This is a genomic window from Sphingomonas sp. 28-62-20 (assembly GCF_002281505.1).
In genome coordinates this window covers 18,992-44,964 of the sequence record NZ_NCGH01000023.1, presented here as the reverse complement: position 1 = coordinate 44,964, position 25,973 = coordinate 18,992, and the positions used below count along the sequence as shown (strand labels likewise).

The window sequence follows — 25,973 nt, the reverse complement described above, 5'->3', positions numbered from 1 at the left end:
TGATAGACGCAAGATTGCCAATGGCGCAAGCGTGATTAGCATTGAATTCCGAAAAAAAGAACGCGTTACTTTCCTGTCCAAAAGAATTAGGAAGTTATCTCTCCAGCACGGCCTGCCGGGCTGATCCGCTCGCCATAGCCAGCACCACGGCCCATTCGTTTGGTCTGACCGGGCAGACCGAAAGCCGCGACTGGCGGAGCAATTCCATGCCGGCGAGTTCAGGATTGGCCTTGATGGCGGCGAGGGTGACGGGGTGATCAAGCGCGCGGACGGGTTCGACTTCGACCGAGGCCCATTTCCCGCCCTCGCCATCGGGCTGCCAGGCCCGGCTTACCCGCACAATGCCAACCACCGCCTTGTCACTCACGCTGTGATAGAAGAGCGCCTCATCGCCGACCTGCATGGCGCGCAGATTGATGGCGGCGGTGGCGTTGCGGACGCCGGTCCATTCAGTGCGCCCCTCGGCGACCAGATTTGCCCAGCCATAGCTTTCGGGTTCGGATTTGATCAGCCAATAGGCCATTGCTACACTCCTTGCGCTGGGGCCCGATGATGGCTGGCTGCCCCGTCCGTTGGTAAACCGCATATGAACGCCGCGTTCCACAACAGTTCAGCGCGAATCGCTTAGCCAATGCAACAGGCTCTCCATGCAGTGCGTTGGTACAGGGTGTCGGGCTGGTTGAGATGAGGAGAATGGACATGAACGCAATGTTGAAAAAAGTCGGCCTTGGGTTTGCCCTCGCCGCAACCGCGCTCACCGCTGCCGTGCCTGCCGAAGCGCAGCGTTATGGCGGTGGCTTTCGTGGAGACGGCTTTCGGGGCGATGGCTTTGGCCGGGGCCGCGGCAATGGCGGCGCAGTGATTGCCGGGATTGCCGGTCTCGCGATTGGCGCGGCGATCGCGTCCAACCGCAACGATCGGTTTCGCGACCGTTATTATTTGGATCGCGGCTATCCAGTGAATTACGATTACAACTATTATAACGACCACGGCTATTATCCGGACGACGGCTATTACGCCTATAATTATCGCCCGCGGTTCAACCGCTGCCGCGTCGTGCGCCAGTGGGACCCCTATTATCAGGAAAGCGTGCGCATCCGCATTTGCCGCTGATCGCAGGTGAGATCCGGGGCGGTGCGCATGGTCGCGCCGCCCCGGTTGCGTTCGGGCTGGCAATTTTCGCCGTGCTGCGCCAAGAGCGCTGCCATGAGCGATACACCCCCCGATCGACTATCGTCGAACCCGCGCAGCCCGTTTTTTGATCAGCCCTTGCTGGAACGCGGCATCGGCATCCGTTTCAAAGGGCTGCAGCGCCATGATGTCGAAGAATATTGCCTGTCCGAAGGCTGGATCCGCGTCGCGCTCGGCAAGAAAGTCGATCGCCACGGCAACCCGCTGACGCTGAAGCTGTCGGGTGAAGTAGAGGCGTGGTTTGAGCGCCCGGCCGAGGGCGAAGGCGAGGCCGCGGCAGAGAACGCCGACGAAGCTTAAGCGAAAGCCGCCCGCGCGGCATCTGCCAACGCCTTCATCGCCAGTCGATATGGCCCCGGCCCATGGCTGATCCGTGCGACGCCCGTCGCTGCCACGGCATCCGCCGCCGGTGCGCCCGGAAAGGCCATGAAGTTGACGGGCAACGGCGATGCCTTGCACACCCGCTCAAGCAAGGCGAGATCGACGAGCCCAGGCACGAAGAAGCCACTCGCGCCAGCATCGGCATAGGCGTGCGCGCGGTCGATCGCGGCATCGACCATCGCCGCATCATGCGCATCGGCGGGCGCGACCAGGAAAATGTCAGTCCGCGCATTGATGAAAAATGCCGGGCCGACGGCTTGGCGGATCGCGCTGATCCGCCCCGCCTGATCGGCAATGGCATAAAGCGTGCGCGGTGCCGCCCCAATCACCTGATCTTCGAAATTGCACCCAATCGCGCCTGTGGCGGCCAGCGCTGACACATTGGCGGCAGTCTGCCCCGGATCGCTTGCATAGCCGCCTTCAAAATCGATGCTGACCGGCAGGTCAGTCGCAGCGACGATTCGGGTGGCATTCGCCAGCGCCAGGTCGATTGGCAGCGCCTCTGCATCATGAGATCCCTGTGCCGCCGCCACTGACCAACTCCCCGTCGCCAGCGCCTTGGCCCCCGCCCGTTCAACGGCGACAGCGCTGCCCGCGTCCCAGACGTTGAACAGGATCAATGGCTGGCCGGGGACGTGCAGCTTGGCGAATGCAGTGAATTTATCGGACATGGTGGGCCTCTTCAGGGGTGTCACAATCGTTCGGCGGTGATCCCATTTGGCGTTCAAAAACCATTCGAAAGTCTAATTTCGCCAACGCGGACCGCTCACGTCGAACCCCGCGGCAACCAGATCATCCAAAATGCCGCCGCGCTCCGCCAGCGAATCGAGTGATAGCACCGCCAGAGTGACCTCGGACTTGGTCATCAATCCGCGAACCGTTGGCCGCAGCGACGCCTCTTGCGCCAAATCGAACCGGCCGCCCTCGGGCCAACAGGAGCGCCGTCCATTATCGGTTCGGGCCGCCAGCGCTTCAGGTACGCGCCGCGCCGCCCAAGCTGCCGACCGCGCGGCGAAGGCGTTTGTCCGCGCCTGGATGCCGGCGGGGCCGGCCTCGACCAAGGTCACGGCATCCATCAGGCAGGCCATGTGCGTGCGCGGGTCCGAGCCGAAGAAATCGGCCGTGATCTCCTTGACGCTCGCTTGCGCCAAGGGAATTTCCTTGGATTTGTTCTTGCGGACGAAGCGACGCACATAGGCGTTTGCGCCAGGAATGCGCTTCTGGTTGGTCCGGACCGAAGCCTGCAGCGTTATCGCCAAATGATAGGGATGTTTGCGCTCAAAGCCTGGTTTGATAATGCCCCGATCGCGCAGCGCGACCAGCCGGGCCCATTGTTCCGGCGTCGCGATCTGTTGCAATGTCTGCCCCTTGGGAAGCGATGCCTGGTTGCGCCATTTGCCGATCGTGCCAATCAACGAGAACAGCCCGATTTTAACGTTCAACGCTTCTGGGAACATGATGCGGTCCGCCTTGGCGAGCGCGCTATCCAGCGATGCGGGGTCCCATTGCGTGCCCGGCGCGACACTGCCGATTGAACCCACCAGCACCACGGTCGTTCGCGGTCCGGTAACCTGCCAAACGGGGATGCCGCTGCGCCTTGCCGTAACGACGATATCCTCGGCGGTCGGCTCAGACGGGGCAACCGGCGGTACCTGCGCCGCCGATGGCGCGAAAGCTGCGCCCATCATGGCAACGCCGATGATCATGCGAACGACGAGTTTTCTGGCTGGTGTCTTGTTCATTTCCCACGTTTTTCAACCCATTGTGGCGAAAATCGGGCTGTAAGCCGTTAGGTCAATCGATCAATCGTAGCCCCCCCTTAGAGCGTGATGACGTTAGGTCGCTTCAATCTCAGACCCGTTCGGCCCCGGATCAGGTCCGGGGGAAGTCGAAGCCCACGCGCTCCGCCTGCCCTTCGACTTCGCTCAGGGCGAACGGCGTATGGGTTGGTCGAATCCAACGTCATCTGACTCTAATGAACAAACCGCGCCACCACGTCCCGATAACTCCGGCTCACCTTCACCTGCGCGTTTGACTGGAGCACCAGGAAGCATTCGCCATTGGTGTGCGGCTTCACCTCTTTTACCAGATCGAGGTTGACGATCGTCGAGCGGTGGACGCGCTGGAAGCGGCGGGGGTCGAGGCGCTTTTCGAGATCCTTCATCGTTTCGCGCAGGATCAGCGTGTTTTCGGCGGTATAGATGCACATGTAATCGCCGGCGGCGTCGATCCGCTCGATCGTATCGACATCGACGCGGAAAATCTGGCCGCGATCCTTGATGTTGATGAGCTTTTCGAAACGGTTGGCGGCAACTTGGTCGCCGCCATCTTGCATGTCCGCGGCGGCATCCGGGGCGATTTCCGCCAGCACTTCCTTCAATCGGTCGACCTCTTCGACACCGCGTTTTTCGGCGAGCCGTTGGCGGACGCGATCGAGCGTATCGGCAAGCCGCGTTTCCTCGACCGGCTTCATCAAATAATCCATCGCCTGCGCTTCAAAGGCGCGGATCGCGTGATCCGAATAGGCGGTGACGAAAACGAACAGCGGTGGTTCGATCTCCATCAGTCCCTGCACCACCGAAAACCCGTCAAAGCCCGGCATCTGGATATCCAGAAACACCAGATCGGGCTTGTGCGTCTTGATGCTGCGAATCGCCTCGCGACCATTGACACAGGTGTCGATGATCTCAACATCCTCATGCGCCTGGAGGCGGAGTTGCATGCCCTGGATCGCCAGGGGTTCGTCATCGACGAGAATGGTTCGGATCGTCATGCGGCCTCTTTCGTCGGTTCCTCGAGCTGGAACGGAATGTCGATCTCTACCCCAAAGCCGCCCCCTGGGTTTGATCGCGTCTCGAAACGGTGGTCGGGCCCAAATGCCTGCGCCAGCCTGTCCCTAATATTGGCAAGCCCAACCCCGGTTGAAAGGCTTGGCCGGGATTTTGTTTCATGCAAGCCCGGCCCCGTATCGGATACGCTGATCTGCACCCGCTCGCCGTTCAACCGAGCGACCACGTTGATCTCTGCCCCGTTTTCCTGCGGGGTGACGGCATATTTGATCGCGTTTTCAACCAGCGGCTGGAGCAGCAGCGACGGCAGCCGGGCCTTGGCGACGCGGGGATCAATCGAAAAGCTCGGTCGCAGCCGATCCTCAAACCGCATCTTCTCAATCTCGAGATACAGCTTCAGCGTCTCGACCTCCTGCGCAATGGTGACATTGGCGGTCGGTTCATTGGCGAGCGTGTAGCGCAGGAAAGAGGACAGTCGACTGAGCATCGCATTGGCGCGGTCGGTCTGTTTCAGCAGCACCAATGTGGAGATAGAATTGAGCGTGTTGAACAGGAAATGCGGGTTGAGCTGATAGCGCAGCATTGCGAGCTGCGCCGTCGATGCCTGATTGCCCAGTTTTTCGAGCTGATCGATCTGTTCTTCGACGATCAGGTAGAAGTTGATCCCGAAATAGAGCGCCGACCAGCCTGATAGCACCACGAAATTCAGGAAGATCGTGCCTAGCACCAGGTTGAGATTGATCCCCGGATTGTCGAGCTTGATGAACGAGAAAGAAAAGGCATCGAGCACTGCATAAAGCAGCGTCGCCGCGCCCAGCGTGAACAGGGTGAGCAGCACCAAGCTGATCCGCGGCAGGGTGCGATAATAGCCATAAAGCGTGGAAAGCAGCAGCGTGATGCAATAGCCGATGATCGATTCGATCACGATGGCGATCAGGGCGGCGATCGACAGGCCATTGTTGATGCTGGAAACGCTGCGCAGCACGAGATAGCCGCTCCACCCCGCCGCCTGCAGCATCCAGAATGCGCGGTTCTTCTCTTCGAAAAAGGGGCGCGAAAAGATGCCGGGCTTGGGTCCGGGCTCTAGTCCGGCTTGGGCAAGCGCGCTCATTGGGGCATCGGGCGGAGCGGCGGTTCGATCATCGCCCCCTTATAGCTGCTGACAAACCGTCGGGAAGGGGGCTATGTTGCGTGCCAGGACAGGAGACAGATAATGGCCGACGGCAACGATAACCCCGGCAGCGACCGGGCGCGCTTTACCGCAATGACGCAAGGGACGCAGGAAGACTGGCTGACGATCGCCACGCATTTCCGCGAATTTTCGCACGGCCTGCCGGCGCGGGTGCTGACTCACCTGAAGCTGCTGGAGGGCGATTATGGCGGCTTTCCGGTCGACCGGCTGGAACATTCGCTGCAAACCGCCACGCGCGCGCACCGCGACGGGCGAGATGAGGCTTATGTGGTCACCGCGCTGCTCCACGACATTGGCGATACGCTGGGCAGCTTCAACCACCCGGAAATTGCAGCGGCGATGCTGCGGCCGTTTGTCAGCGAAGAACTGCACTGGATCGCCAATAATCACGGCGTGTTCCAGGGCTATTATTATTTTCACTATCTCGGCATGGACCGCGACCTGCGCGAAAATTACCGGGGCCACCCGCATTTTGAGGCGTGTGCCGAGTTTTGCGAGAAATATGATCAATCCGCGTTCGATCCGAACTACGACAGCGCACCGCTAAGCTTTTTCGAACCGATGGTCGCCCGCGTGATGGCCCGGCCCATCAACAGCATCTACGCAAAGGTAGCCGAAAACGCCTGATCATCGCTGAGTGACGAAAGACAAAAAGGCCCCGCCGATCCAATCGGCGGGGCCTTTTTTCGGTGTGGCTGGCCCCCAACAGCAAACCGCCGCCCCCTTTCGGGGACGGCGGCCTGTTAGGGGTCAATATTTAGAGACGATTGTGATCAGAAGCCCACGTTCAGCGTCATGATGAACGTGCGTGGCGTGCCGATCTGCGCAAAGGGGTTGTTGAACTGGGTGGTCGCACCGCCGTTGAAGCCGCCAACGAAGTACTGATTGGCCAGGTTCTGGACGTTCAGCTGCAGATAGGTCTTGTCGTTCAGACCGGCCCAACCCATCGGCAAGCGCACATCGGCGTCGATCAGGGTGTAGGCTGGCGTGCTGGCGTCATAGGTCTGGATCGCAAAACCGCGCGTGCCGGTGAAGGTCGCCGGTGTATTGGCAGCCGTTGGGCAAACCTGGTTGATCACCGTCCCCGTGCACTGCAGCGCAGGCAGGTTCTGGTCGTTCAGGAAACGCGGACCGGTGCGCTTTACCTGAATGCCGATTTCAACCGGGCCAAGCTGCCCCTGAACACGACCACCAACCGTGTAAACCGGCGCACCCGATTCACGCCTGCCAGCGGTAAGCGCGAAGATTGGGGCACCTGCAACGGTGCAGTTTACCGTCGTGTTGGCAGCGGTTAGCGTGGTGGGGCAACGACCGATCTGGACATTCGACTGGATGTTCGAGTCCAGATACGAACCGAAGACATACAGCGTCAGCTCAGGGATCGGACGATAGGTGACGCTGCCGTCAAAGCCGTATTTATCGACCGTGCCAAGGTTACGGAACAGCGTGACCTGCGTGTCCGGATCAAAGGCGTTCGCGAGACGATTGGTGAAGCGCGAGAAGTAAGGGCCGACCTGAACCTGCAACTTGCTTGAATTGTACCGCAAGCCAGCGTCGAAGTTGTCGGTGGTTTCCGGTTCAGGCTGGCCGGATGGCGACGACAGCGGGAAGTAGAAGTTCTGGTACAGGTTGTCCGTGCTCGGAACCTGCAGACCCTTTGAATAGTTGCCGAAAACCGACCAGCCATCAGCCGGCTTGAAGACAAAGCCAACGTTCGGCAGCACGCGCTGGTAATTGAACGACCGTGACTGCGGAGGGGCAAAGCCCGTCGCCGTGTTGGTCGTCGCGTTGAAAACATAAGGGTTTGCCGCCGCAAATGCTGCCGTCTGGTTGGTGCAGGCAACGTTGCCGCTTGCTGCGGTGGTGAAGCAATTCTGGGTGAGGTCGCGCGAGTAGAACGGTGCACGAATGCCCGCCGTCACCACCAGCGCTTCGTCAAAGAACTTGCCGCGATATTCACCGGAAACCTGATGCAGCGTCGCAAACGACAGACGGTCACGGCCTTGAAGCACCGTGCCGGCTGACGTCAGGATTGGTGCATTGACCGGGAACACGTCAAAGGGCTGGCCATTGGCGCGCAGAAAGCCGGCTTCGCCGGTCTGGCGGTGGCGGGCACGATCGAACGAGTAGGTGACACGCACCGAGTGATCGTCAGTGACATCCCAGCGCAGCGAGGCCAGAACGCCGAAGCGGCTGGTCTGGGTCTGGCTGGGGCGCAGCACCGTCACCGTATCGAGGACATCGCCGTCGCCGTTCAAATCGCGACCAAAGAAGTTGGTGGTCGTCGTCTGGCCGGCGCCAGTGTTTATTGCCGTCACGACGGTGCCGACATAGCCCGTGGTGATCGACCCTGCTGGACGCACACCGGCGAGCGTGCCGGTGCCTTCCGAACCAGCGACCGTGCCGCCGCCATTGGCCTTCACATACTGATAGCTCGGATCGACCGTGAGGACGAGGCGGTCTGCCAGCGTGAAGCGCGAATTGATGCGGACGCTGCCGGTGTTCGACGGGTTGAACCGTTCATCAAAGCTGGTGCCGCAGCCCTGCAAGGGGGCGGCGGGCGCAAATGGCGTGTCGGTCAACCCAGGGCGTGCAGCCGTCAGCGTACAGCGCGGAACGGTGTATGGCAGTTCGTTAAACCCGTTGGGGAAGCGGTTGCCGTTCGAATTCGTGCCCGGCGTGCGAACGGCGCCAGTCACAAGGGCAGGGTTGCCGATCGAATTCGGGGCAGCCGTCGACTGGCTGAAGATGTTGTTATCGGAACGCAGCGGCGCCGAACCACCAAAGTTATTGCGGTTCTGGTTGTAGTTACCCGAAATCGAGACGAAATCGCCGTTATCGCCAATCGGCTGATAGAGTTTGGCGTTATACTGCTGCTTGAAAATCTTACCGAAATCATTGAGATACCAGTTGTTTTCGGTGCGGCTGGCAGCAACGAACAAGCGCGTGCCGAACGAGGTGATGTTCCCCGTGTCGATCATGCCGAAGAAGCGATAATAGTTGAAATCACCAACCGACGCGAGGAAGCGTGCGCCCAGCTGTTCGCTAGGGTTGCGCGTGCGATAGTTGACGGTCGAACCCGTGGCAGCCGCCGTCGGGGTGTCAACGTCGGTCGAGCCATAGTTCACATTCACATTCTCGATCAGCTCAGGATCGAGCTGCTGGTTCGAGAAGATCGCATAGTTGCCCGAATCGTTCAGGGGGATACCGTCAAACGTCAGCGCAATGCGGCTTGAATCGAAACCGCGAATGTTCAGGGTGCCGCCAGCCGAGCCGAAAGGATCGTTGTTCTGGAAGCTGACACCGGGCAGCGAGTTGATCGTGTTGAGGATCGAGTTGCCGGGGGTCTGGCGGCTGATGAATTCCTGGTTCAGCACGCCCTTGGCTTTGGACGTATCGGGCGATTCAATGCCCGCGATACCCTTTTCCGTGCGTGCCTTGACGACGATGTCGCCCTCGTCAAATTCCATCGAGCCGGTTGACTGCGCACTGGCGACGGCAGGCATGACGAGCGCGGCAAAGGCCGCGCCAAAAAATAGCTGGTTGCGCATTATAGTCCCCTTGAGGCGATTGAGTCGCTGTAAATTCGCTTTAGATCAGTCTTTTCGACCGTCACAAATGCCCATGCATGGAATTTATTTCGCTTCAATGACAGACTGAATGGAAGCTTAATTGGGCGTCATTGTTTCATGCTGCGTTGCAAAAAAGCACCACCCTCAGTGCCCCTAAAGTCCGGCGACAATCGCCTGCCAGCCGGCTTCATCGATTACCTTAATGCCTAATTCAGTAGCTTTTTTTAGCTTTGACCCAGCCCCTGGCCCAGCGATAATCAAATCGGTCTTGCTGGAGACTGATCCGGCAACGCGAGCGCCCAGCGCCTCGGCTTGTGCCTTGGCTTCGTCTCTGCTGAGCGACTCGAGATTGCCGGTAAAAACGAGTGTCTTGCCGCTCACTGCCGAGTCGCGGGTGGTATGGACGACATCGGTCGGGCGCACCTGACGCAACAGATCGCGCAGCGCGGCGCGGTTATGGGGTTCTGCAGCAAAATCGACCAGGCTGAGCGCGACCTCTGGGCCAATACCCGGTGTTTCGATGACAGATGCCAGCAATTTGCCAACGCGCGCCAGATGCTTTTCGTCGCTTTCGCCGATCGCGGGCGGCGTTGTCCGGCGCACGTGCAGCGCATGGCGGATTACCTGGACCAGCGCGCGTAGCGAGCCATAACGGCGCGCCAGATCGCGCGAGGTTGTCGCGCCGACATGGCGGATGCCAAGCGCGAACAGGAAGCGATCAAGCGGCGGGGTTCGCTTGGCGTCGATCGCATCGATTAAATTCTGTGCGGAAACCTCTGCCCAGCGTTCCCGCATCAGCAGCTTTTCGCGCGTCAGCGTGAAGATATCGGCGGGCGCGGCGATCAGGCGATCATGAAAAAAGCTCTCAATATTGGTGATCCCCAGTCCATCGATATCGAGCGCCTGGCGTGAGGCGAAGTGCCGGAGCCGCTCGACGCGCTGCGCCGGGCAGATCAGCCCGCCTGAACAGCGCCAGTCGACCTCTCCCGGATCGCGCTCGGCGGCGGACCCGCATTCGGGGCAATGGGTGGGGAAGGGCCAGGCACCGCGCGTTTCGTCGCGCGACAGGTTTTCGACAATCTGGGGGATGACGTCGCCGGCCCGCTGCAGCACGACGCGGTCGCCGGGCCAAACGTTCAGTCGCACAATCTCATCGGCATTGTGCAGCGTGGCGTTGGTGACGACGACACCGCCGACTGTGACGGGTTCAAGCCGCGCGACGGGGGTCAGCTTGCCGGTGCGACCGACCTGAATGTCAATCGCGCGCAATATGGTTTGGGCGCGTTCGGCGGGGAATTTATGCGCGATTGCCCAGCGTGGTGCGCGTGAGATAGCCCCCAGCCGATCCTGCCAATCGAGCCGATCGACTTTATAGACCACCCCGTCGATATCAAAGGGCAGGTCTGCGCGCGCGGCCTCGATCATCCGGTAATGGGAGAGCGCGCCAGCGACATCGTCAACGCGCACCAGCATGGCGCTCACTGGCAGGCCCCAAGCGGCGATGGCCTGCATCACGCCCAGCTGCGTCTCACTAGGGATAATGCTGGCGTCGCCCCAGCCATGCGCCAGGAAGCGCAGCGGGCGGGTCGCGGTAACGCTTGCATCCTTCTGGCGCAGTGACCCGGCGGCGGCGTTGCGCGGATTGGCGAATTGGCGCGCCTTGTCGGGGTCCTCCGCGTCGGCGAGCAGCCGGGCGTTGAGCGCGGCGAAATCAGCCTTGGCCATGTAGACCTCACCGCGCACTTCGAAGATGGCGGGGGGGGAGCCGGTGAGGGTTGCGGGTATATCGGCAATCGTGCGGACATTGGCGGTCACATCCTCGCCAATTGCCCCGTCGCCGCGGGTGAGTGCCTGCACCAGCTGGCCGTTTTCATAGCGGAGCGAACAGGACAGGCCATCGATTTTGGGCTCAGCGGTCAGCGCAACGGTCTCATCGGCGGCGAGCGACAGGAAACGGCGGACACGTCCGTCGAAATCGCTGATGTCTTCGTCGGCAAAGCCATTGTCGAGGCTCATCATCGCCTTGGCATGCGCGACCTTGGCGAGATGGCCGGCGGGGGCGGCGCCGACCTTCAGACTGGGTGAATCGGCGCGCACCAACTGCGGGAAGGCCGCTTCGATCGCAGCATTGCGGCGGACGAGCGCGTCATAATCGGCGTCACTAATCTCGGGCGCATCATCGGTGTGATAGCGCGCATTGTGGTACGCGATCTCGGCGGCAAGGCGCGCGAGTTCGGCGGCGGCATCAGAATCGGAGCTTGGCAACGACAGCGTCATGGCCATGCGCTAACGCTGACCAAGTTTCGGTTCAAGGAGGGTGCGATGCCGAACTTTGTCCAGATTACCCCGTTCATGCATGTTCCTGATCTGACGGCGGCGATTGATTATTTTTGCGATCTGCTGGGATTTGCGATCCTGTATCGCGACGCTGGTTATGCCTATGTCGAGCGTGAAGGGTGCGGCATGCGCCTGTTGCAGAGTGACGGAGAGGATGGTGCGCCGCCCGGCAATCGCCGATTTGCCTATTATGTCGATGTCCGCGACGTCGATGCGCTGCACCAGGAATTGAAGCCCAAGCTTGATCAATTACCGCCGGGGAATGTGTTCGGACCGATCGATCAACCGTATCGCCAACGCGAATTGCTGATCCTGGCACCCGATGGCAATCTGCTTGTGTTCGGTCAGCCGATCAGCGGCTAAGCCGTTTCCAGCAACCGTGCCGCCTGCGCGCGCGCTTCGTCGGTCACCGTCGCGCCTGATAGCATGCGCGCGATTTCCTCCTGCCGCTCGGCCTCATCGAGCGCGCGGACGCCGGTGCGGGTGACGGTGCCGTCATGGCTTTTGGCGATCAGCAGATGATGCTGCCCGCGCGCGGCAACCTGCGGGCTGTGGGTGACGACCAGCAACTGCGTCGTCTCGGCCAGCCGCGCGAGCCGTTCGCCGATCGCGCTCGCCACTGCGCCGCCGACGCCGCGATCGATTTCGTCGAAGATCATCGTCGCCGCGCCGCCCTGTTCGGCCAGGCTGACCTTCAGGGCGAGGATGAAGCGCGAGAGTTCACCGCCGCTGGCGATCTTGATCAAGGGGGCAAAGGGCGCGCCAGGGTTGGTCGAGATTTCGAATTCGACACGGTCCTTGCCCTGCGCGGACCAGCTGTCTTCGCCGAGTGGCGCCACCACGGTTTTGAAGCGCGCGGCATCGAGTTTTAGCGGGGCGAGTTCGCCCTTCACAGCGCTATCGAGCCTTGCTGCGGCCTCAGTGCGGGCTTTGGTCAGGACGGTTGCTTCGCGGTGATAGGCAGTGGCGGCGGCGGCAACCGCGCGTTCCAGTGCCGCCACCCCGGCACCCCCGCTTTCAATCCGCTCAAGCTTGCTGGTCAGTTCTTCGGTCAGCGCCGCGAGATCGTCGGGCTGGACGCGGTGTTTGCGAGCGACCGCGCGCAGTTCGAAGAGCCGGGTTTCGTCGGCCTCCAATTGCGCCGGATCAAAGGCCAGCGCTTCGGCAGCCTCGTCAACCTTTTCCTGCGCGGTGGTGCCGTCGATGATCGCGCGATCAATCGCGGCAAGGGCTTCCGCCAGCGCTTCATGGTCTTCGGTGATCCGTTCCAGGATACGGGCCGCCTGCCGCAACCGGGCAAGCCCGCCTTCCGATCCATCGAGCAGATCGGCGATCGCCTGCATGTCGCCAGCGATTTTCTCGCCGCGCTGCATGCTCGCCCGGCGCGTGGCCAGAATTTCCTCTTCACCGGGTTCGGGCGCAAGCGCCGTTAGTTCAGCGACGGCATGTTCCAGCCAATCGCGGTCGCGCGCGGCGGTGTCGAGTTCCTCGCGCGCGGTGGCGAGCGCGGCCTGCGCGTCGCGCAATGTGCGGTGGGCGGTGGCGACCAGATCGGTGTCGATCCGGCCAAAGGCATCGAGCAGCGCGCGGTGCCCACGTGCATTGAGCAGCCCGCGATCATCATGCTGGCCGTGAATTTCGACGAGATGCCCGGAGAGATCGCGCAGCAGGCCAGCAGAGGCAGGCTGATCATTGACGAAAGCGCGGCTGCCGCCATCGGCCTTGACGATACGGCGGATCAGCAAGGGTTCGGCGGGATCGAAATCGAGCCCGTTGAGTTCAAGCAGCACCGCGACTGGCCCGCCCAGCCGGGGCGGATCAAAGCAGGCGGTGACTACGGCTTGGGCAGTCCCCTGGCGGACCAGCGACGTCTCACCACGACCGCCGAGCGCAAGGCCAAGCGCATCGAGCAGAATCGATTTGCCTGCCCCGGTCTCGCCGGTCAGCACGCCAAGGCCTGCGCCGAAATCGAGATCGAGTGCCTCAATCAGCACGACATCGCGGATGGAAAGGGCGGTCAGCATCGCCGCACGGGATCGCTTAGCGGCCGGATCGGCGCGCAGGGACTGGGAAAGGGCCGCGCGGGATCAGGCGCCGACCTTTGCGACCGCTTTTGGCTTATAATCACCCACCAATTTATAGGCGCGCTGATACCAATCGGTTCCTGGATAGTTATTGCCGAGCACGGCGGCTGCCTTTTTCGCTTCTTCGGGCAAGCCAAGCGCGAGATAGGTTTCGGTGAGCCGCATCAGCGCTTCGGGTACGTGCGTGGTCGTCTGATAGTCTTCGATGACATGGCGGAAGCGCATCGACGCGGCGAGCCAATCGCCGCGATTTTCATAAAAGCGGCCAACCTCCATCTCCTTGCCGGCAAGATGGTCGCGCACCAGATCCATTTTCAGGCGGGCGTCTGACGCATATTTCGTCGCGGGATAGCGCCGCGACAATTCGCCGAGCGCATCGAGTGCCTGCTGGGTGATTTTCTGATCGCGCGTTACGTCCGAAATCTGCTCATAATAGCCAAGCGCCACCAGATAATAGGCATAAGGCGCATCGCGGTTGCCCGGATGGACCGACAGGAAACGCTGCGCAGACTGAATCGATTTCGTGTAATCGGCTGTCAGATAATAAGAAAATGCCCCCATCAGCTGCGCACGGCGTGCCCAGATGGAATAAGGATGCTGGCGCTCCACTTCATCAAAAAGGGCGGCAGCTTCGTCGTAACGGTGCTGATCAAGCCGCTTCTTGGCCGCGGAATATAAGGTGCCCACATCACGGGCGACATAGGGCAGATCGCCCTTGCTCTTGTTGCCGGCACAGCCAGCGATGGAAATCATGCTGGCGGCGATCAGCGCCAGCGATACGGAGCGGGACAGGGGAATACGCATGGGCCATGTCCATAGCCGACCAGGCCGCGCGCGAACAATGTTTTTTGACACAGGCTTCAGCCAGCCGATGCGGGCGCGGGATCGTCCTGGTGACGATGCGCGTTGTGGCCCTGTCCCTCCTTGCGATAAGAACCTGTCATGACCGTGATGTTGCTCACCACCAAATGCGTTGAAAAACCCTGGGGTCGGCATGATCTCTGGCCCGGCTTTGCCGATCCTGCGCCGGGGACGCCGCCGATTGGCGAGATATGGTTCGAAGCGCCCGCCGATGCCGCGCCTGATCTGCTCGTCAAATATCTGTTCACCAGCGAAAAACTGTCAGTGCAGGTGCATCCCGATGATGATGCGGCGCGCGCAGCGGGGCATCCGCGCGGCAAGGATGAAGCATGGTTGATCCTGGCGGCGCGCCCTGGGGCAACGATCGCGATCGGGACGCTTGCACCGATGAGCCAGGACGCCCTGCGCGCGGCGGCACTCGACGGCAGCATCGAACAGCTGCTCGACTGGAAGCCCGTCACGGCAGGGGATTTCTTTTATTCGCCGGCAGGCACCGTCCATGCCATCGGGGCCGGAATCACGCTGGTTGAAGTGCAGCAGAATGTCGATCTGACCTATCGGCTTTATGATTATGGTCGGGCGCGCGCGCTGCATCTGGAAGCCGGCGTTGCCGTCAGCGATGCCAAGCCCTTCATTGCCCAGACAGCGCCTGGCGTCATTGGCGGGGACCGGACGATCCTGGCGGAAGGGCCGAAATTCGTGGTTGAACGCTGGCAGGGTGGCGACCATGCGCTGGCGCTGCCAGAGGGCGTATCGGGCTGGCTGGTGCCGCTGGCTGGACGGGGCAGCGCTGACGGCGTTTCCTGGCGCGCGGGCGAATGTTTGATGCTGGCGGGGCAGGTGACGGTGACGGCATCGGCCGATAGCGACCTGCTCTTTGCCTATCCAGGCGACACGCGCCTGCTGGGCTGAAATCCTTAAACAGTTGGTGGTAGCGAGACAGCGATGCTGCGCGTTCTGACTCTTGCCACGCTGTTTCCTGATACGACCCGCCCCAATTTTGGCGTGTTTGTCGAACGGCAGACATTGGGGCTGGCGGCACTACCGGACGTTGACCTGCGCGTAGTCGCGCCGATCGGCCTGCCGCCCTGGCCGCTGTCGCGCCATGCGCATTACCGGGCATTTGCGACGGTGCCTGACGCCGAAGAATGGAAGGGCGTGCCGGTTGCGCGTCCGCGATTCCTAACCTTGCCGGGTACCGGCGGGCGCTTTCATGCGATGGCACTGCGCCAGCGGCTGGTGCCGCTGTTGACGGCGATCCGCCGCGACTTTGCCTTTGACGTGATCGATGCCGAGTTCTTCTTTCCCGACGGGCCAGCGGCGATCGCGCTTGGCCGTCGCTTCGGGGTGCCGGTGTCGATCAAGGCGCGGGGGGCCGATATCCATCATTGGGGGCACGGCGCAACGGGCGCGCAGGTGCGTCGGGCTGGTCAGGCGGCAGACGGGTTGCTGGCGGTATCGCAGGCGATGCGCGGCGACATGGCCGCGATCGGCCTACCGCAGAGCCGGATCGCCGTTCACCTTACCGGGGTCGATCTTGATCGCTTCGTCCCGCGCGATCGAACGGCGGCGAAGGCGGCGCTGGGCGTGACGGGGCCGCTGATCGTGTCGCTTGGGGCGCTGATTGCGCGCAAGGGGCATGATGTGGTGGTCAAAGCGATGACGGACCTGCCGGGTGCGACGCTGATGATTGCCGGGGAGGGACCGGCCCGTAGCGCGCTGATCGCCGATATCGCGCGGCTTGGGCTGGGCGATCGCGTGCGCTTGCTCGGATCGGTGCCGCATGGCGAGATGCCGGCGTTACTTGCGGCCGCCGATGTCATGGCGCTTGCGTCCGCCTCGGAAGGGCTTGCCAATGCCTGGGTGGAAGCGCTGGCCTGCGGCACGCCGATCGTCATCACCAAGGCGGGCGGGGCAGCCGATGTGGTGACCGATCCCCTTTACGGCCGGATCGTCGAGCGCACGCCCGCGGCTTTTGCGGCGGCAATCAGCGCGTTGCTGACGCTGCCGCCGGATCAATCGGCGGTCAGGCAGGGGGCCGCGCGCTTCACCTGGGAGGCGAATAGCGCGGCCTTATTTGCTCATTTGAGCGGTTTGGTCGCGCGCCACCGATAAATTGGTCAATGGCCGCTTGGCTTGGCCCAGGCCTTGGCCTGCCGCGCCGACAGGGTGACGAGATCGCCCATCGCCACCGGCATGTCGATCAGGTGCAACCCCCAATCCTTCAGGATGGTTCCGCCCACCGATACATCGCCGACGATCGTGTCCGTCCGGGGATCAGCTGGATCGGCATTCACCGTCACCGCCAGATAATGGAATGGGCCCGTTGCCACGCATTCCGTGGAGAGCAGGCCAGGTGCCTTCACAAAACTGGTCGAAACCGGCGCGCCGTCCGCCGTCCAGGCACCCTGGCGGGCACTGGCAATCCCGGCTCCGGTGGTGCCGAGATAATTGTCAGATACTGCCTTGCCGCCGCCCAGCGCCGCCGGGTTGGTGCAGGCAGCGACCATGCCGGGCTGGGGCACCACACCGAAGCGGCTGCCCTCGGGCGGGGGTGAATCGTTGCGGAAGGTGACATAGCTAATCAGGCACCCGGCCTGGTCCGCGCTGTGGCAAAGCGGGATCGCCTTCAGATCACCGCCGACATCCTTGCCCTGTGGCACCGCGACATTGGTGCCGAGCAGCATCGCTGAAATCAGCAGCTTCTGCGTTGGTTTACCGTCAATCTCATTCTGCATCAGCACCTTCAGCACGCCCGACCCCTGGCTATGGCCGATCAGCACGACACCGTGCCCCTTATTGTCGCGCGCCAGATAGTTTTCCCATGCTGCCTTCACATCAGCATAAGCGAGCGCGCGGTCAGCTGGCACAGCCTTGCCCGCCATGATCGCCTGCAGTGCGGTCAGCGTCACCTGGCGATAGAGCGGGGCGAAGACACGGCAGCTTTTGGCAAAGCGTGCCGCCTGGAACGCAGCGACCTGATTTTCCTCAGGCCCCGCAATCATGTCGCTGTTTGGCGTCTTGTCGAGCGAGACGGTGGGATAGACATAGAAGCAATCGAATTTCGGGGCAGAGGCGGCGACAAATTTCTCGGTGCTGCGCGTGCCATTGGCCATGATGACGGTGGCGTCCTGATTGGCGGCGCAGGCGTCCGTCCGGCCGGGGCGGCAAAGCCAGGCGCTGTCCTGGGTGTAGTCCGGGGCAGGGGCTATGTCAGCGGCGGTCTGGGCGATCGCCGGTGGCGCGGCAATAGTAGTGGCGGCCAGCAGGCCAAGGGCTGCAATCAGTTTCATCGCGATCCTCCCGAATATGTTTTTTGCCATCATAGCCGGGCAGCATGGCGCGTCGAGCGCAAATCAGCGCAGCGCTATAGCGGATAGAGCGCGCCCGCGATCCAGCGCCCTTCATGACGCAGCACGCTCCAGGCACGGGCAGCGGCGCGGCTGTCCATGGTCTCGATGCCGATCCCCAGCGCTTCGATCGCGCGGACCAGCGCGCGTGGCGGCTGGATGAGGCTGGCGCCGGTGCCGAGGATCAGGAATTCCGGCGACGGCGATACCGCCAGCAAGGGGGCAAGATCAGCCTCGCTCAGTGCCGCAATCGGTGGCGGCGCCCAGCCATGCGCGCTCATCGGCGTGATCAGCAGCGCGGTATAGACATTGTCGTCGATCCGGAAGCCGCCGCCCGAAAACCCCTTGATGATGGGGCCTTCGGGCGCGGAATCATGCTCCAGCCGCATCAGCGGCGCTCTTTGGGCACCACGCGTTCGGCCTGGCCGGCATAGTCAGCCTTGCCTGCCGGCTTTTCCAGATCAGGATCGGCGCGCAGGCCCAAGGTGATCAGCAGTGACGACGACACATAGATTGACGAATAGGTGCCGACGAAAATGCCCAGGATCATGGCAGCGGTAAAGCCGCGCAGCACATGGCCCCCGAACAGCAGTAACGCCCCTAGCGCGAGCAGGATCGTGAGCGATGTCATCACCGTGCGGGGCAGCGTTTCGTTGACCGACAGATCGATGATCTCCGACATCGACATCTTGCGATAGCGGCGCATATTTTCGCGAATTCGGTCATCGATCACGATCTTGTCGTTGATCGAATAGCCGATGATCGTCAGCACGGCGGCAACGATATTCAGATCAAATTCGAACTGCGTGATCGCGAAAAAACCCAGCGTCATCAGCAGATCGTGGACGATGGCGACCACGGTCGACACGCCGAACTGCCATTCAAAGCGGAAGACCGCAAACAGGCCGATGCCGAGCACGGCAAGCGCCACGGCGGCGGCGCCCGTCCAGATTAGCTCATTTGAAACCTTGCCCGAAACAGCATCCTGTTTCGAAAGCTTGGCGCTGGGGTAGATTGAATTGATGGCTTTCTGCACTTGCTTGACGACGGCATTGGTCGCGCCCTTGTCCTGCGATTTTGGCGCGGGCAGGCGCAGCGCCACGGTGACCTTGTCATCGTACAACTGCGGCCGCACTTCGCCCAGGCCCAGAGCGTCAATCGCGGTCCGCAGCTTGTCGAGCGAGGGCTCCTGTTCAAATTTTTCCTCGATCATGATACCGCCGACGAAATCGACGCCCAGGTTCAGTTTGTAGATGAACACCGTGGCGAGCGCGGCGACCGACAGCAACGCTGTCAGCCCGAACGCCCAGTAACGCAGGCGGACAAAGCCGATATTGGTGTTGTCGGGAACGAGTTTCAGCAGGCGCATGTGTCTATCCGCCGATCAAATGTTGATGTCGCTGGGGCGGTTTTTGCGCACCCAGAGCACGACGAGCATGCGCGTGAACGTAACGGCGGTGAACACCGATGTGACGATGCCGATCAGCAGCACCACGGCAAAGCCCTTCACGGGACCCGATCCGAGCAGCAGCATGATGACGCCGGAAATGCCGTGCGTCATATTGGCTTCAAAGATCGTGCGGCTGGCCTCTTTATAGCCCAGCTCAACCGACTGGATCACGCTGCGTCCGCGCCGCCGCTCTTCGCGGATGCGTTCGTTGATCAGCACGTTGGCGTCCACGGCGGTGCCGATCGTCAGTACGAAGCCGGCAATGCCCGGCAACGTCAGCGTGCCTTTTAGCAGCGCCAGCACGCCGATGATGACCAAGATGTTGATAACGACGGCGATGTTCGCATAGACGCCGAACCGGCCATAGGTGACGAACATGAACACGATCACCAGGATCGCCGCGATCACTGATGCGGTAATGCCTGCGCGGATCGAATCGGCGCCGAGATCGGGGCCGACGGTGCGTTCCTCAACGATTTTCAGCGCGACCGGCAGCTTGCCGGAACGAAGCGCGATGGCGAGTTCATTGGCTGTTTTGACGGTGAAGCTGCCTGAGATCGAGGCAGTGCCGCCCAAAATTGGTTCGTTGATACTGGGGGCCGAAATCACCTTGTTATCAAGAATGATCGCGAACGGCTTACCGACATTTTCCTGCGTGACGCGCGCAAATTTGCGACCGCCCTGGCTATCAAAGGTGATGACGACATCGGGTTCGTTGGTCTGCGAATTATTGCCCTGCACGGCATTGATCAGCTGATCGCCAGACACAATCACCGCACGCTGCAGCGCGATCGGCCCACCACCGTCTGCATAAGGCAAAATCTCGCTGCCAACCGGGGCGATGCCCTTGGCAACCTGCACGGGATCGGCATTCAGATCGACCAGCTTGAATTCCAGCTTGGCGGTTTTGCCGAGCAAGTCCTTCAGGCCCTGCGGGTCCTTCAACCCCGGCACCTGGACGACGATGCGGTTATTGCCTTGGCGGATGATCGTTGGTTCGCGCGTGCCGAGTTCGTCGATCCGCTTGCGCACCACTTCGGTTGCATCGCCCATCGCGGTATTGATGGCCTGAGTCAGCCCCGCTTCGGTCTGGGTCAGCACGAAACGTTGGCCGTCGACGACTTCGATATTCCAGTCACGCTGGCCAGTGAGGCCGGCACCATTGGTCAGCGGCAGCAGGCGTTCACGCGCTTCATCAACCTGGGTAACATCGCGCAGCAGGAAGCTTAGTTTGCCATCGCGGGTAGAGATATCGCCAATCCCGATCCGGGGATTGCCGCGCTTCATCTCCGTCAACACCGTGTCGCGCATCTGCTCCAGCCGGGCGACGGCGACGTCTTTAGTGTCTGCTTCAAGCAGCAAATAGCTGCCCCCGACCAGATCAAGACCGAAATTGATGCGCGGCAGCTTGTCGTTCAGGCCAGTCGTGGCGCTTTCGGGGATGAAGCTTGGCACCGCCAGCAGCATCAGCGCGACGATAAAGGCGATGATTGAGCTGACTTTCCAGCGCGGGAAATCCTGCATGGTGGCGCTCAGTCGTTCGCAGGTTTGCCGGCGCCGCTCGGCGCGATCGCCGCCAGCGTTGCCTTGACAACCTTGACCTTCACACCCGTCGCGATTTCGACCTCGACGATCCGCTCATCCACCTTGATGACCTTGCCGACGATGCCGCCTGCCGTCGTTACTTCATCGCCCTTCTTCACCGCGTTCACGGCGTCCTGAAGCTTCTTCATCCGCTGTTGCTGCGGGCGGATCAGCAGGAAATAGGCGAGTGGGAGCAGCAGCAGATAGGGGATGATCATCGCGATCGATCCGTTGCCATCGGCGGCGGCGCCAGCGGTCTGGGCAAAGGCGGGGGGAATGAACATGAACGTCCTGAACTGGCTGGGGTGATGGGGCGAGCTGTCGCCCTATAAGTGGCGCGCGCTATCATCATCGCAAGGGGGGCGCAACCGCCGCAATCGTGTCAGCGCGGCACGAGCGCTGCAAAGGCAGCGGCGATCCAGCGATGCGCGGCACGGATTGCGGGCAATCGGCGGATGTCGCGGTGCGTCAGCAGCCAGACTGGGCGCGGCGGCACAGCAAGCGCCAATGGCACGGCAATCAGCCCCGCCGCCTGCGCAAACGGAACCGGCAACAGCGCGATGCCCGCGCCGGCCTCGGTCGCTTGCAGCAGCGCGCGCGTGCTGCCGGTGCGCAGGGCAACAGCGCTGGTCAGCCCCGCTTTGGCGACCCAATCGAGCTCGGCGATGGGGCCATAGCTGTCGTCATAGATCAGTAGTCGTTCATCCTCCAGCCGCAGCGACGCTGGATCGCGCCCGGCGAGATAGCCCGCGCTGGCAAAGCAGCCGAGATCGATTTCGAAGATCCGCCGCGCAATCAGGCTGGCGCCTTCCGGACGCGACATGCGCAGCGCGATATCGGCCTCACGCGCGGCCAGACTCACCACTTCACCCTGGGGGCGCAGCGTGACGCATAACCCCGGCGCCATTTGCCACAGCATGGGCAGGGCAGGCGCGAGTATCTCGGTGACGATCAGGTCGGTCGCTGAAATCGTCACGCTTCCCGCCGCACTTGATGCGCCAAGCGCCGCTGCCGCCCGTCCGATCTGCGCGGCTTGCTCGACCAGCGGCGCGGCCAGCGCGGCGATCCGGCTGCCATCGGCCGTCAGCCGCACGCCATTGGCACGGCGGTCGAGCAGCCGCAGCCCGAGCGCGGTTTCCAGCCCCTCCAGCCGCCGCGCAATGGTCGACACGGCGAGCCCAAGCGGCTTGGCGACCGCGCTCAGCGAGCCGCGTTCGTCGAGCATCAGCAGTAGCTTTAGGTCTTCGCTGTCCACCAGCAAAGCTACCTCGTTTTGCATTTTATGCAAAAGCGATTTGCGATCTTCACGCTTACTCGGGGTAAGGCTGGGGCGTAAATCCCGATCACCACTCGATCAGGAGTTTCGTCATGAAGATCATCTCCACCAAGATCACACCATTGATCGCCGCCGCCGCGCTCGCCGCACTGCCGCTTGCCGCTGCGGCCAAGCCGGATGCGCCCGAGGGCCGCGTCGCGGTCGTCGTCAGCATCGCCACCCCGCCCGGCGTGACCGATGCCTATCTGAAGGCCGAGTTCGACAAGGCCGTCCCGCGCTATCAGGCGATCCCCGGGCTGATCCGCAAATATTTCACGATCGAGCCCAAGCGCTTTGGCGGCATCTATTACTGGTCGAGCAAAGCGGCGGCCCAAGCCTGGTTCAGCGACGCCTGGACGGCGCGCGCCAAGGCGACTTATGGCAGCGACCCGGTCGTCAGCTATTATGACGTGCCGCTGGCGATCGACGGGGCCAAGCCCTGATGCGCCAGCTCACCTTTGTGCGGCCCGGGCTGGTCGAGTGGCGCGAGGCGGCCACGCCGGCGCTGGCCAGCGCCGAGGCGGCGATTGTTCGTCCAATCGTGCTCGGTCGCTGCGATCTCGATGTCGGTTTCGTGCGCGGGCTGGCGCCGATGGCGGCCGGCGAGCCGATCGGGCACGAGATGATCGGTGAGGTGGTCGATGTCGGCGACGGCGTTCGCCATGTCCGGCCCGGCCAGCGCGTCATCGTCCCCTCGCAGATCAGTTGCGGCGCGTGCCGCAATTGCCGACGCGGCTTTACTGGGCGCTGCCAGGCCGTGCCCTTCGCGGCTGGCTTTGGCATGGGCCGCCCGGGCAATTATGGCTGTGCCGCCGCTGATCTGGTGAGCGTGCCATATGCCGATGCAATGCTGGTGCCGCTGCCCGCCGGCGCTGATCCGGTCGCGATGATCGGTGCGGCCGACATGGCGGCGGACAGCTGGCGCGCGGTCGCCCCGCAGTTTGCCGAGCGGCCGGGCGCGAGCGTGCTGGTGATGGGCGGGCTCGCCTCGGTGATTGGCATCTATGCCGCCGGTCTGGCGGTTGCGCTTGGGGCGGGGCGAGTCGATTATGCTGATGATGACCCGGTCCGGTTGGCGCAGGCGGCGGCCTATGGCGCCACCCCGATCACGCTGCCCGGCGATCTGCCGATGATGTACGAAATCGTCGTCGATGCCTGCGGCACGCTCGAAACCCTGATCCAGGCGATCCGCGCGACCGAGCCCGAGGGGTTGCTGACCAGCGTGACGATCCATCTGCGCGACACCACCCCGGTGCCGATGCTAGACATGTACCATAAGGGCATTGTCCTGCGCACTGGTCGCGCCAATGTCCGCACCAACATCCCGCCCACGCTTGATTGCTGCCACGCGCATGGCTTCCGGCCCGATCTGGTCGAAACAAGGCTCTATGCGTTCGATGATGCGCCCGCAGCGTGGATGGATGATGCGTTGCGTACGGCGGCATCGCGTGTTTGATCTGCCGCCCGGCTTTGCGCCGCATTTCCGCAAAAGTCCGCTGACGGAACCCTGGGAGCCGCTCTATTCGAAGCGCGAGGGCGAGGTGCTGACTATTGGTTTGCTTATTGCTGCGCCGCATACCAACGCGCGCGGCCTGGCGCATGGCGGTCTGATCGCCGCGCTGGCTGATAATGCGATGGGGTTGGCCTGTGCGCTGGCCGGGCAGGGGGCCGGGGCAGGCGTAGGCGGGATCGTCACGGTAAGCCTCACCTGCGACTTTACTGGGAGCGCCAAGATTGGCGATTGGCTGGAAATCCGCGCGATCCCCGTGCGGGTTGGCCGGACATTGGCGTTTGGCGGGGCGCAAGTGACCACCGGGGATCGCAGTGTCGCGCGGGCAAGTGCCGTATTCAGCGTGCAAACCGCGCCATCACCCCCGCCGGTCGGGTAAGGCTTGCATCGCGGCATCGGTACGCATAATGCCCCACGCTCGGTCGGGGCGTAGCGCAGCCTGGTAGCGCATCACACTGGGGGTGTGGGGGTCGCAGGTTCGAATCCTGTCGCCCCGACCAATAATTTCAAAGACTCAGCGACAATTTCCCCGCCCGGCGCGGCGCGCGGGGCTCGCGCAGCGTCCCGGGGATAGGCAACAGCAATCACAATCCGGGGCTGGCGCCTTGCGCCGGACTAGCGCTAGGACGCGCTATGCCGTCCGCTGCATCAACTCGCACCTGGCAACCCGACAGCCGCCGCTGGCCGCCTGCGCTGATCGATGCCGCACTGGCGCTGCATGACAATCGCCTGTCAGAGGCTGAGCCGTTGCTCCGTCAGCATCTGAAGGCCGATCCCTTCGATGTCGCCGCGATCCGGATGCTGGCGGAGCTCGCCGGGCGGATCGGGCGGTATAAGGATGCCGAGAATTTGCTCCGTCGCGCGCTTGAACTGGCGCCCGATTTCACGGCGGCGCGCGCCAATCTGGCGATCGTGCTCTATCGGTTGAACAGGCCAGCAGAGGCGATTGCCGAACTCGATCTGGTCACGCATGACGAGCCTGATCACCTTGGCCATGCCAATTTGAAGGCTGCCGCCTTTGGCCGGATCGGCGGCTTTGACGAGGCGATTGCGCTGTATGAGGCGATCCTGGCCAAGGCACCCGATCAACCGCGCGTCTGGATGAGCTTTGGCCATATGCTCAAAACCGTTGGTCGCCAGGCTGACGGTATTGCCGCCTATCGCCGTACGATCGCGCTCGCGCCAGCGATGGGCGAAGCGTGGTGGAGCCTTGCCAATCTTAAGACGGTGCGCTTCGGCGCTGACGATATTGGCGCGATGCAAGCAGCGCTCGCGCGCGACGACACCAGCGATGAGGATCGCTTCCACCTCGATTTCGCGCTAGGTAAGGCGCTGGAGGATCGCGGCGAGGCGGAGTCGGCGTTCGATCATTATGCGCGAGGCAATGCGCTTCGGCGGACCAAGATTGTCTATGATGCCGATGAGACGACCGCTTTCGTCGATCAAAGCATCGCGCTGTTCACGCCTGATTTCTTTGCGGCCCGCGCCGAGCAGGGCTGCCCCGCGCCCGATCCGATCTTCATTCTGGGCATGCCGCGCGCCGGATCGACGCTGGTCGAACAGATTTTGTCGAGCCACAGCCTGGTTGAGGGCACGTCCGAACTGCCCGATATGCCAACGCTGGCCCGGCGGATCGATGATTATCCGGCCGGGGTCGCTGCACTTTCGGCCGACGCGCTGCACGATATGGGTGTCGACTATTTGAAACGCGCCGCCATCCAGCGTCGCAGCGACAAGCCCTATTTCATCGATAAATTGCCCAATAACTGGGCGCATGCCGGGCTGATCCGGTTGATCCTGCCCAACGCGAAGATCATCGATGCGCGCCGCCACCCGATCGCTTGCTGCTTTTCAAATTTCAAACAGCATTTCGCGCGGGGGCAGGCGTTCAGCTATGTGCTTGACGATATGGGACGCTATTACCGGGACTATGTCCGGCTGATGTCGCATTTCGGGGAGGCGATGCCCGCGCCACCCTATCGCGTCATTTATGAAGCGATGGTCGAGGATACCGAGGCGCAGGTGCGGGCGTTGCTGACGGCCTGTGGGCTCGCATTTGAGCCCGCTTGCCTGGCCTTTCACGAAACCGAGCGCGCGGTGCGGACGGCCAGTTCGGAACAGGTGCGCCAACCGATTTTTCGCGACGGGATCGAAGCCTGGACCGGGTTCGATGCGTGGCTGGATCCCCTCCGCGCCGCGCTGGGTGATGTGATTGACGCCTATCCGGTGGTGCCAACGCGCTGATGCGCCGTTGCAAAACGGCAACATTCGCTCAACAAATAGAAACTAATTCGTCATGAACTTGACGGGAAAGGCCTTGAGGCAGAACATCGCGGCATGAAATTTCGTCATTTGGG

General features: G+C 62.3%; 25 protein-coding genes and 1 tRNA gene. 11 read left to right on the top strand and 15 right to left on the bottom strand.

Going from position 1 to position 25,973, the window contains the following annotated elements; all coding sequences use genetic code 11:
* Window positions 1–94: 94 nt before the first annotated feature.
* Window positions 95–523: an EVE domain-containing protein gene (locus tag B7Y43_RS16345; RefSeq protein WP_374132740.1), complete on the bottom strand. Its 429-nt coding sequence runs from the start codon at window positions 521–523 to the stop codon at window positions 95–97.
* A gap of 176 nt (window positions 524–699) precedes the next feature.
* Between B7Y43_RS16345 and B7Y43_RS16340 the strand changes: the two genes are divergently transcribed.
* Window positions 700–1,113, top strand: coding sequence for a hypothetical protein (locus B7Y43_RS16340; RefSeq protein ID WP_374132739.1), 414 nt, complete (start codon window positions 700–702; stop codon window positions 1,111–1,113).
* A 93-nt stretch (window positions 1,114–1,206) separates the two neighbouring features.
* Window positions 1,207–1,491, top strand: coding sequence for a DUF3297 family protein (locus B7Y43_RS16335; protein WP_374132738.1), 285 nt, complete (start codon window positions 1,207–1,209; stop codon window positions 1,489–1,491).
* Here B7Y43_RS16335 and B7Y43_RS16330 read toward each other — a convergent pair.
* The 4 genes from B7Y43_RS16330 to B7Y43_RS16315 form a co-directional block, all read right to left on the bottom strand.
* Window positions 1,488–2,243 (bottom strand): isocitrate lyase/phosphoenolpyruvate mutase family protein, encoded by a 756-nt coding sequence (locus B7Y43_RS16330; RefSeq protein ID WP_374132737.1) that lies wholly within the window; start codon window positions 2,241–2,243, stop codon window positions 1,488–1,490. The two genes, B7Y43_RS16335 and B7Y43_RS16330, sit on opposite strands and share 4 nt — an antisense overlap.
* 72 nt (window positions 2,244–2,315) lie before the next feature.
* Complete coding sequence (locus B7Y43_RS16325) at window positions 2,316–3,314, bottom strand: TraB/GumN family protein (RefSeq protein WP_374132736.1); 999 nt, start codon at window positions 3,312–3,314, stop codon at window positions 2,316–2,318.
* Window positions 3,315–3,544: 230 nt separating this feature from the next.
* Window positions 3,545–4,345: a LytTR family DNA-binding domain-containing protein gene (locus B7Y43_RS16320; protein ID WP_374132735.1), complete on the bottom strand. Its 801-nt coding sequence runs from the start codon at window positions 4,343–4,345 to the stop codon at window positions 3,545–3,547.
* Entirely contained in the window at window positions 4,342–5,472 is a 1,131-nt protein-coding gene (locus B7Y43_RS16315; RefSeq protein WP_374132734.1) for a sensor histidine kinase, read from the bottom strand. Before B7Y43_RS16315 ends, B7Y43_RS16320 begins: the two co-directional genes overlap by 4 nt.
* A 102-nt stretch (window positions 5,473–5,574) precedes the next feature.
* Between B7Y43_RS16315 and B7Y43_RS16310 the strand changes: the two genes are divergently transcribed.
* Entirely contained in the window at window positions 5,575–6,180 is a 606-nt protein-coding gene (locus tag B7Y43_RS16310; RefSeq protein ID WP_374132733.1) for an HD domain-containing protein, read from the top strand.
* Between the two features lie 146 nt (window positions 6,181–6,326).
* On the opposite strand, the gene B7Y43_RS16305 is transcribed toward B7Y43_RS16310, so the two are convergent.
* Window positions 6,327–9,104 carry a TonB-dependent receptor gene (locus tag B7Y43_RS16305; protein WP_374132732.1) on the bottom strand — a complete coding sequence of 926 codons (2,778 nt, stop codon included), beginning with the start codon at window positions 9,102–9,104 and terminating at the stop codon, window positions 6,327–6,329.
* Window positions 9,105–9,278: 174 nt separating this feature from the next.
* Window positions 9,279–11,402, bottom strand: coding sequence for an NAD-dependent DNA ligase LigA (ligA, locus tag B7Y43_RS16300; RefSeq protein ID WP_374132746.1), 2,124 nt, complete (start codon window positions 11,400–11,402; stop codon window positions 9,279–9,281).
* Between the two features lie 45 nt (window positions 11,403–11,447).
* On the opposite strand from ligA, the gene B7Y43_RS16295 reads away from it, so the two are divergent.
* Window positions 11,448–11,825, top strand: a complete 378-nt coding sequence (locus B7Y43_RS16295; protein ID WP_374132731.1) for a VOC family protein — start codon at window positions 11,448–11,450, stop codon at window positions 11,823–11,825.
* Here B7Y43_RS16295 and recN read toward each other — a convergent pair.
* Window positions 11,822–13,486 carry a DNA repair protein RecN gene (recN, locus tag B7Y43_RS16290; protein WP_374132730.1) on the bottom strand — a complete coding sequence of 555 codons (1,665 nt, stop codon included), beginning with the start codon at window positions 13,484–13,486 and terminating at the stop codon, window positions 11,822–11,824. The genes B7Y43_RS16295 and recN overlap by 4 nt on opposite strands.
* 63 nt (window positions 13,487–13,549) lie before the next feature.
* Window positions 13,550–14,350: an outer membrane protein assembly factor BamD gene (locus B7Y43_RS16285; protein WP_374132729.1), complete on the bottom strand. Its 801-nt coding sequence runs from the start codon at window positions 14,348–14,350 to the stop codon at window positions 13,550–13,552.
* Between the two features lie 138 nt (window positions 14,351–14,488).
* Here B7Y43_RS16285 and B7Y43_RS16280 point away from each other — a divergent pair, with 138 nt between their 5' ends.
* Both B7Y43_RS16280 and B7Y43_RS16275 read left to right on the top strand, forming a co-directional pair.
* A complete protein-coding gene (locus B7Y43_RS16280; RefSeq protein WP_374132728.1) occupies window positions 14,489–15,319 on the top strand; it encodes a class I mannose-6-phosphate isomerase in 831 nt (276 codons plus the stop codon).
* Window positions 15,320–15,352: 33 nt separating this feature from the next.
* Entirely contained in the window at window positions 15,353–16,522 is a 1,170-nt protein-coding gene (locus B7Y43_RS16275) for a glycosyltransferase (RefSeq protein ID WP_374132727.1), read from the top strand.
* Window positions 16,523–16,527: 5 nt separating this feature from the next.
* On the opposite strand, the gene B7Y43_RS16270 is transcribed toward B7Y43_RS16275, so the two are convergent.
* The 6 genes from B7Y43_RS16270 to B7Y43_RS16245 all read right to left on the bottom strand — a co-directional run bounded on the left by B7Y43_RS16270 (window position 16,528) and on the right by B7Y43_RS16245 (window position 22,046).
* Entirely contained in the window at window positions 16,528–17,700 is a 1,173-nt protein-coding gene (locus B7Y43_RS16270; RefSeq protein ID WP_374132726.1) for a DUF3089 domain-containing protein, read from the bottom strand.
* A 74-nt stretch (window positions 17,701–17,774) separates the two neighbouring features.
* Window positions 17,775–18,146 (bottom strand): Mth938-like domain-containing protein, encoded by a 372-nt coding sequence (locus tag B7Y43_RS16265; RefSeq protein WP_374132725.1) that lies wholly within the window; start codon window positions 18,144–18,146, stop codon window positions 17,775–17,777.
* Window positions 18,146–19,126 carry a protein translocase subunit SecF gene (gene secF, locus B7Y43_RS16260; RefSeq protein WP_374132724.1) on the bottom strand — a complete coding sequence of 327 codons (981 nt, stop codon included), beginning with the start codon at window positions 19,124–19,126 and terminating at the stop codon, window positions 18,146–18,148. The genes B7Y43_RS16265 and secF overlap by 1 nt, the downstream gene beginning before the upstream one ends.
* Window positions 19,127–19,141: 15 nt before the next feature.
* Entirely contained in the window at window positions 19,142–20,731 is a 1,590-nt protein-coding gene (secD, locus tag B7Y43_RS16255; RefSeq protein WP_374132723.1) for a preprotein translocase subunit SecD, read from the bottom strand.
* An 8-nt stretch (window positions 20,732–20,739) separates the two neighbouring features.
* The gene (gene yajC / locus B7Y43_RS16250; protein WP_374132722.1) at window positions 20,740–21,075 is read right to left on the bottom strand and encodes a preprotein translocase subunit YajC; all 336 of its coding nucleotides are present in this window, start codon (window positions 21,073–21,075) and stop codon (window positions 20,740–20,742) included.
* A 98-nt stretch (window positions 21,076–21,173) separates the two neighbouring features.
* Window positions 21,174–22,046, bottom strand: a complete 873-nt coding sequence (locus B7Y43_RS16245; protein WP_374132721.1) for a LysR family transcriptional regulator — start codon at window positions 22,044–22,046, stop codon at window positions 21,174–21,176.
* A 113-nt stretch (window positions 22,047–22,159) separates the two neighbouring features.
* Between B7Y43_RS16245 and B7Y43_RS16240 the strand changes: the two genes are divergently transcribed.
* From B7Y43_RS16240 to B7Y43_RS16220, 5 genes are all read left to right on the top strand, one after another.
* Entirely contained in the window at window positions 22,160–22,549 is a 390-nt protein-coding gene (locus B7Y43_RS16240) for an antibiotic biosynthesis monooxygenase (RefSeq protein WP_374132720.1), read from the top strand.
* Window positions 22,549–23,562, top strand: a complete 1,014-nt coding sequence (locus B7Y43_RS16235; RefSeq protein ID WP_374132719.1) for an alcohol dehydrogenase catalytic domain-containing protein — start codon at window positions 22,549–22,551, stop codon at window positions 23,560–23,562. The genes B7Y43_RS16240 and B7Y43_RS16235 overlap by 1 nt, the downstream gene beginning before the upstream one ends.
* On the top strand, window positions 23,555–23,995 hold the full coding sequence (locus tag B7Y43_RS16230; RefSeq protein ID WP_374132718.1) for a PaaI family thioesterase: 441 nt from the start codon (window positions 23,555–23,557) through the stop codon (window positions 23,993–23,995). The genes B7Y43_RS16235 and B7Y43_RS16230 overlap by 8 nt, the downstream gene beginning before the upstream one ends.
* Window positions 23,996–24,039: 44 nt before the next feature.
* Window positions 24,040–24,116, top strand: a tRNA-Pro gene (locus B7Y43_RS16225).
* 133 nt (window positions 24,117–24,249) lie between these two features.
* Window positions 24,250–25,860, top strand: a complete 1,611-nt coding sequence (locus tag B7Y43_RS16220) for a sulfotransferase (RefSeq protein WP_374132717.1) — start codon at window positions 24,250–24,252, stop codon at window positions 25,858–25,860.
* Window positions 25,861–25,973: the final 113 nt, after the last annotated feature.

Bases quoted from the DNA above. Each gene is read 5' to 3' on its own strand.
- B7Y43_RS16345 (WP_374132740.1), bottom strand. From the start codon at position 523: ATGGCCTATTGGCTGATCAAATCCGAACCCGAAAGCTATGGCTGGGCA.
- B7Y43_RS16340 (WP_374132739.1), top strand. From the start codon at position 700: ATGAACGCAATGTTGAAAAAAGTCGGCCTTGGGTTTGCCCTCGCCGCA.
- B7Y43_RS16335 (WP_374132738.1), top strand. From the start codon at position 1,207: ATGAGCGATACACCCCCCGATCGACTATCGTCGAACCCGCGCAGCCCG.
- B7Y43_RS16330 (WP_374132737.1), bottom strand. From the start codon at position 2,243: ATGTCCGATAAATTCACTGCATTCGCCAAGCTGCACGTCCCCGGCCAG.
- B7Y43_RS16325 (WP_374132736.1), bottom strand. From the start codon at position 3,314: ATGAACAAGACACCAGCCAGAAAACTCGTCGTTCGCATGATCATCGGC.
- B7Y43_RS16320 (WP_374132735.1), bottom strand. From the start codon at position 4,345: ATGACGATCCGAACCATTCTCGTCGATGACGAACCCCTGGCGATCCAG.
- B7Y43_RS16315 (WP_374132734.1), bottom strand. From the start codon at position 5,472: ATGAGCGCGCTTGCCCAAGCCGGACTAGAGCCCGGACCCAAGCCCGGC.
- B7Y43_RS16310 (WP_374132733.1), top strand. From the start codon at position 5,575: ATGGCCGACGGCAACGATAACCCCGGCAGCGACCGGGCGCGCTTTACC.
- B7Y43_RS16305 (WP_374132732.1), bottom strand. From the start codon at position 9,104: ATGCGCAACCAGCTATTTTTTGGCGCGGCCTTTGCCGCGCTCGTCATG.
- ligA (WP_374132746.1), bottom strand. From the start codon at position 11,402: ATGACGCTGTCGTTGCCAAGCTCCGATTCTGATGCCGCCGCCGAACTC.
- B7Y43_RS16295 (WP_374132731.1), top strand. From the start codon at position 11,448: ATGCCGAACTTTGTCCAGATTACCCCGTTCATGCATGTTCCTGATCTG.
- recN (WP_374132730.1), bottom strand. From the start codon at position 13,486: ATGCTGACCGCCCTTTCCATCCGCGATGTCGTGCTGATTGAGGCACTC.
- B7Y43_RS16285 (WP_374132729.1), bottom strand. From the start codon at position 14,350: ATGCGTATTCCCCTGTCCCGCTCCGTATCGCTGGCGCTGATCGCCGCC.
- B7Y43_RS16280 (WP_374132728.1), top strand. From the start codon at position 14,489: ATGACCGTGATGTTGCTCACCACCAAATGCGTTGAAAAACCCTGGGGT.
- B7Y43_RS16275 (WP_374132727.1), top strand. From the start codon at position 15,353: ATGCTGCGCGTTCTGACTCTTGCCACGCTGTTTCCTGATACGACCCGC.
- B7Y43_RS16270 (WP_374132726.1), bottom strand. From the start codon at position 17,700: ATGAAACTGATTGCAGCCCTTGGCCTGCTGGCCGCCACTACTATTGCC.
- B7Y43_RS16265 (WP_374132725.1), bottom strand. From the start codon at position 18,146: ATGCGGCTGGAGCATGATTCCGCGCCCGAAGGCCCCATCATCAAGGGG.
- secF (WP_374132724.1), bottom strand. From the start codon at position 19,126: ATGCGCCTGCTGAAACTCGTTCCCGACAACACCAATATCGGCTTTGTC.
- secD (WP_374132723.1), bottom strand. From the start codon at position 20,731: ATGCAGGATTTCCCGCGCTGGAAAGTCAGCTCAATCATCGCCTTTATC.
- yajC (WP_374132722.1), bottom strand. From the start codon at position 21,075: ATGTTCATTCCCCCCGCCTTTGCCCAGACCGCTGGCGCCGCCGCCGAT.
- B7Y43_RS16240 (WP_374132720.1), top strand. From the start codon at position 22,160: ATGAAGATCATCTCCACCAAGATCACACCATTGATCGCCGCCGCCGCG.
- B7Y43_RS16235 (WP_374132719.1), top strand. From the start codon at position 22,549: ATGCGCCAGCTCACCTTTGTGCGGCCCGGGCTGGTCGAGTGGCGCGAG.
- B7Y43_RS16220 (WP_374132717.1), top strand. From the start codon at position 24,250: ATGCCGTCCGCTGCATCAACTCGCACCTGGCAACCCGACAGCCGCCGC.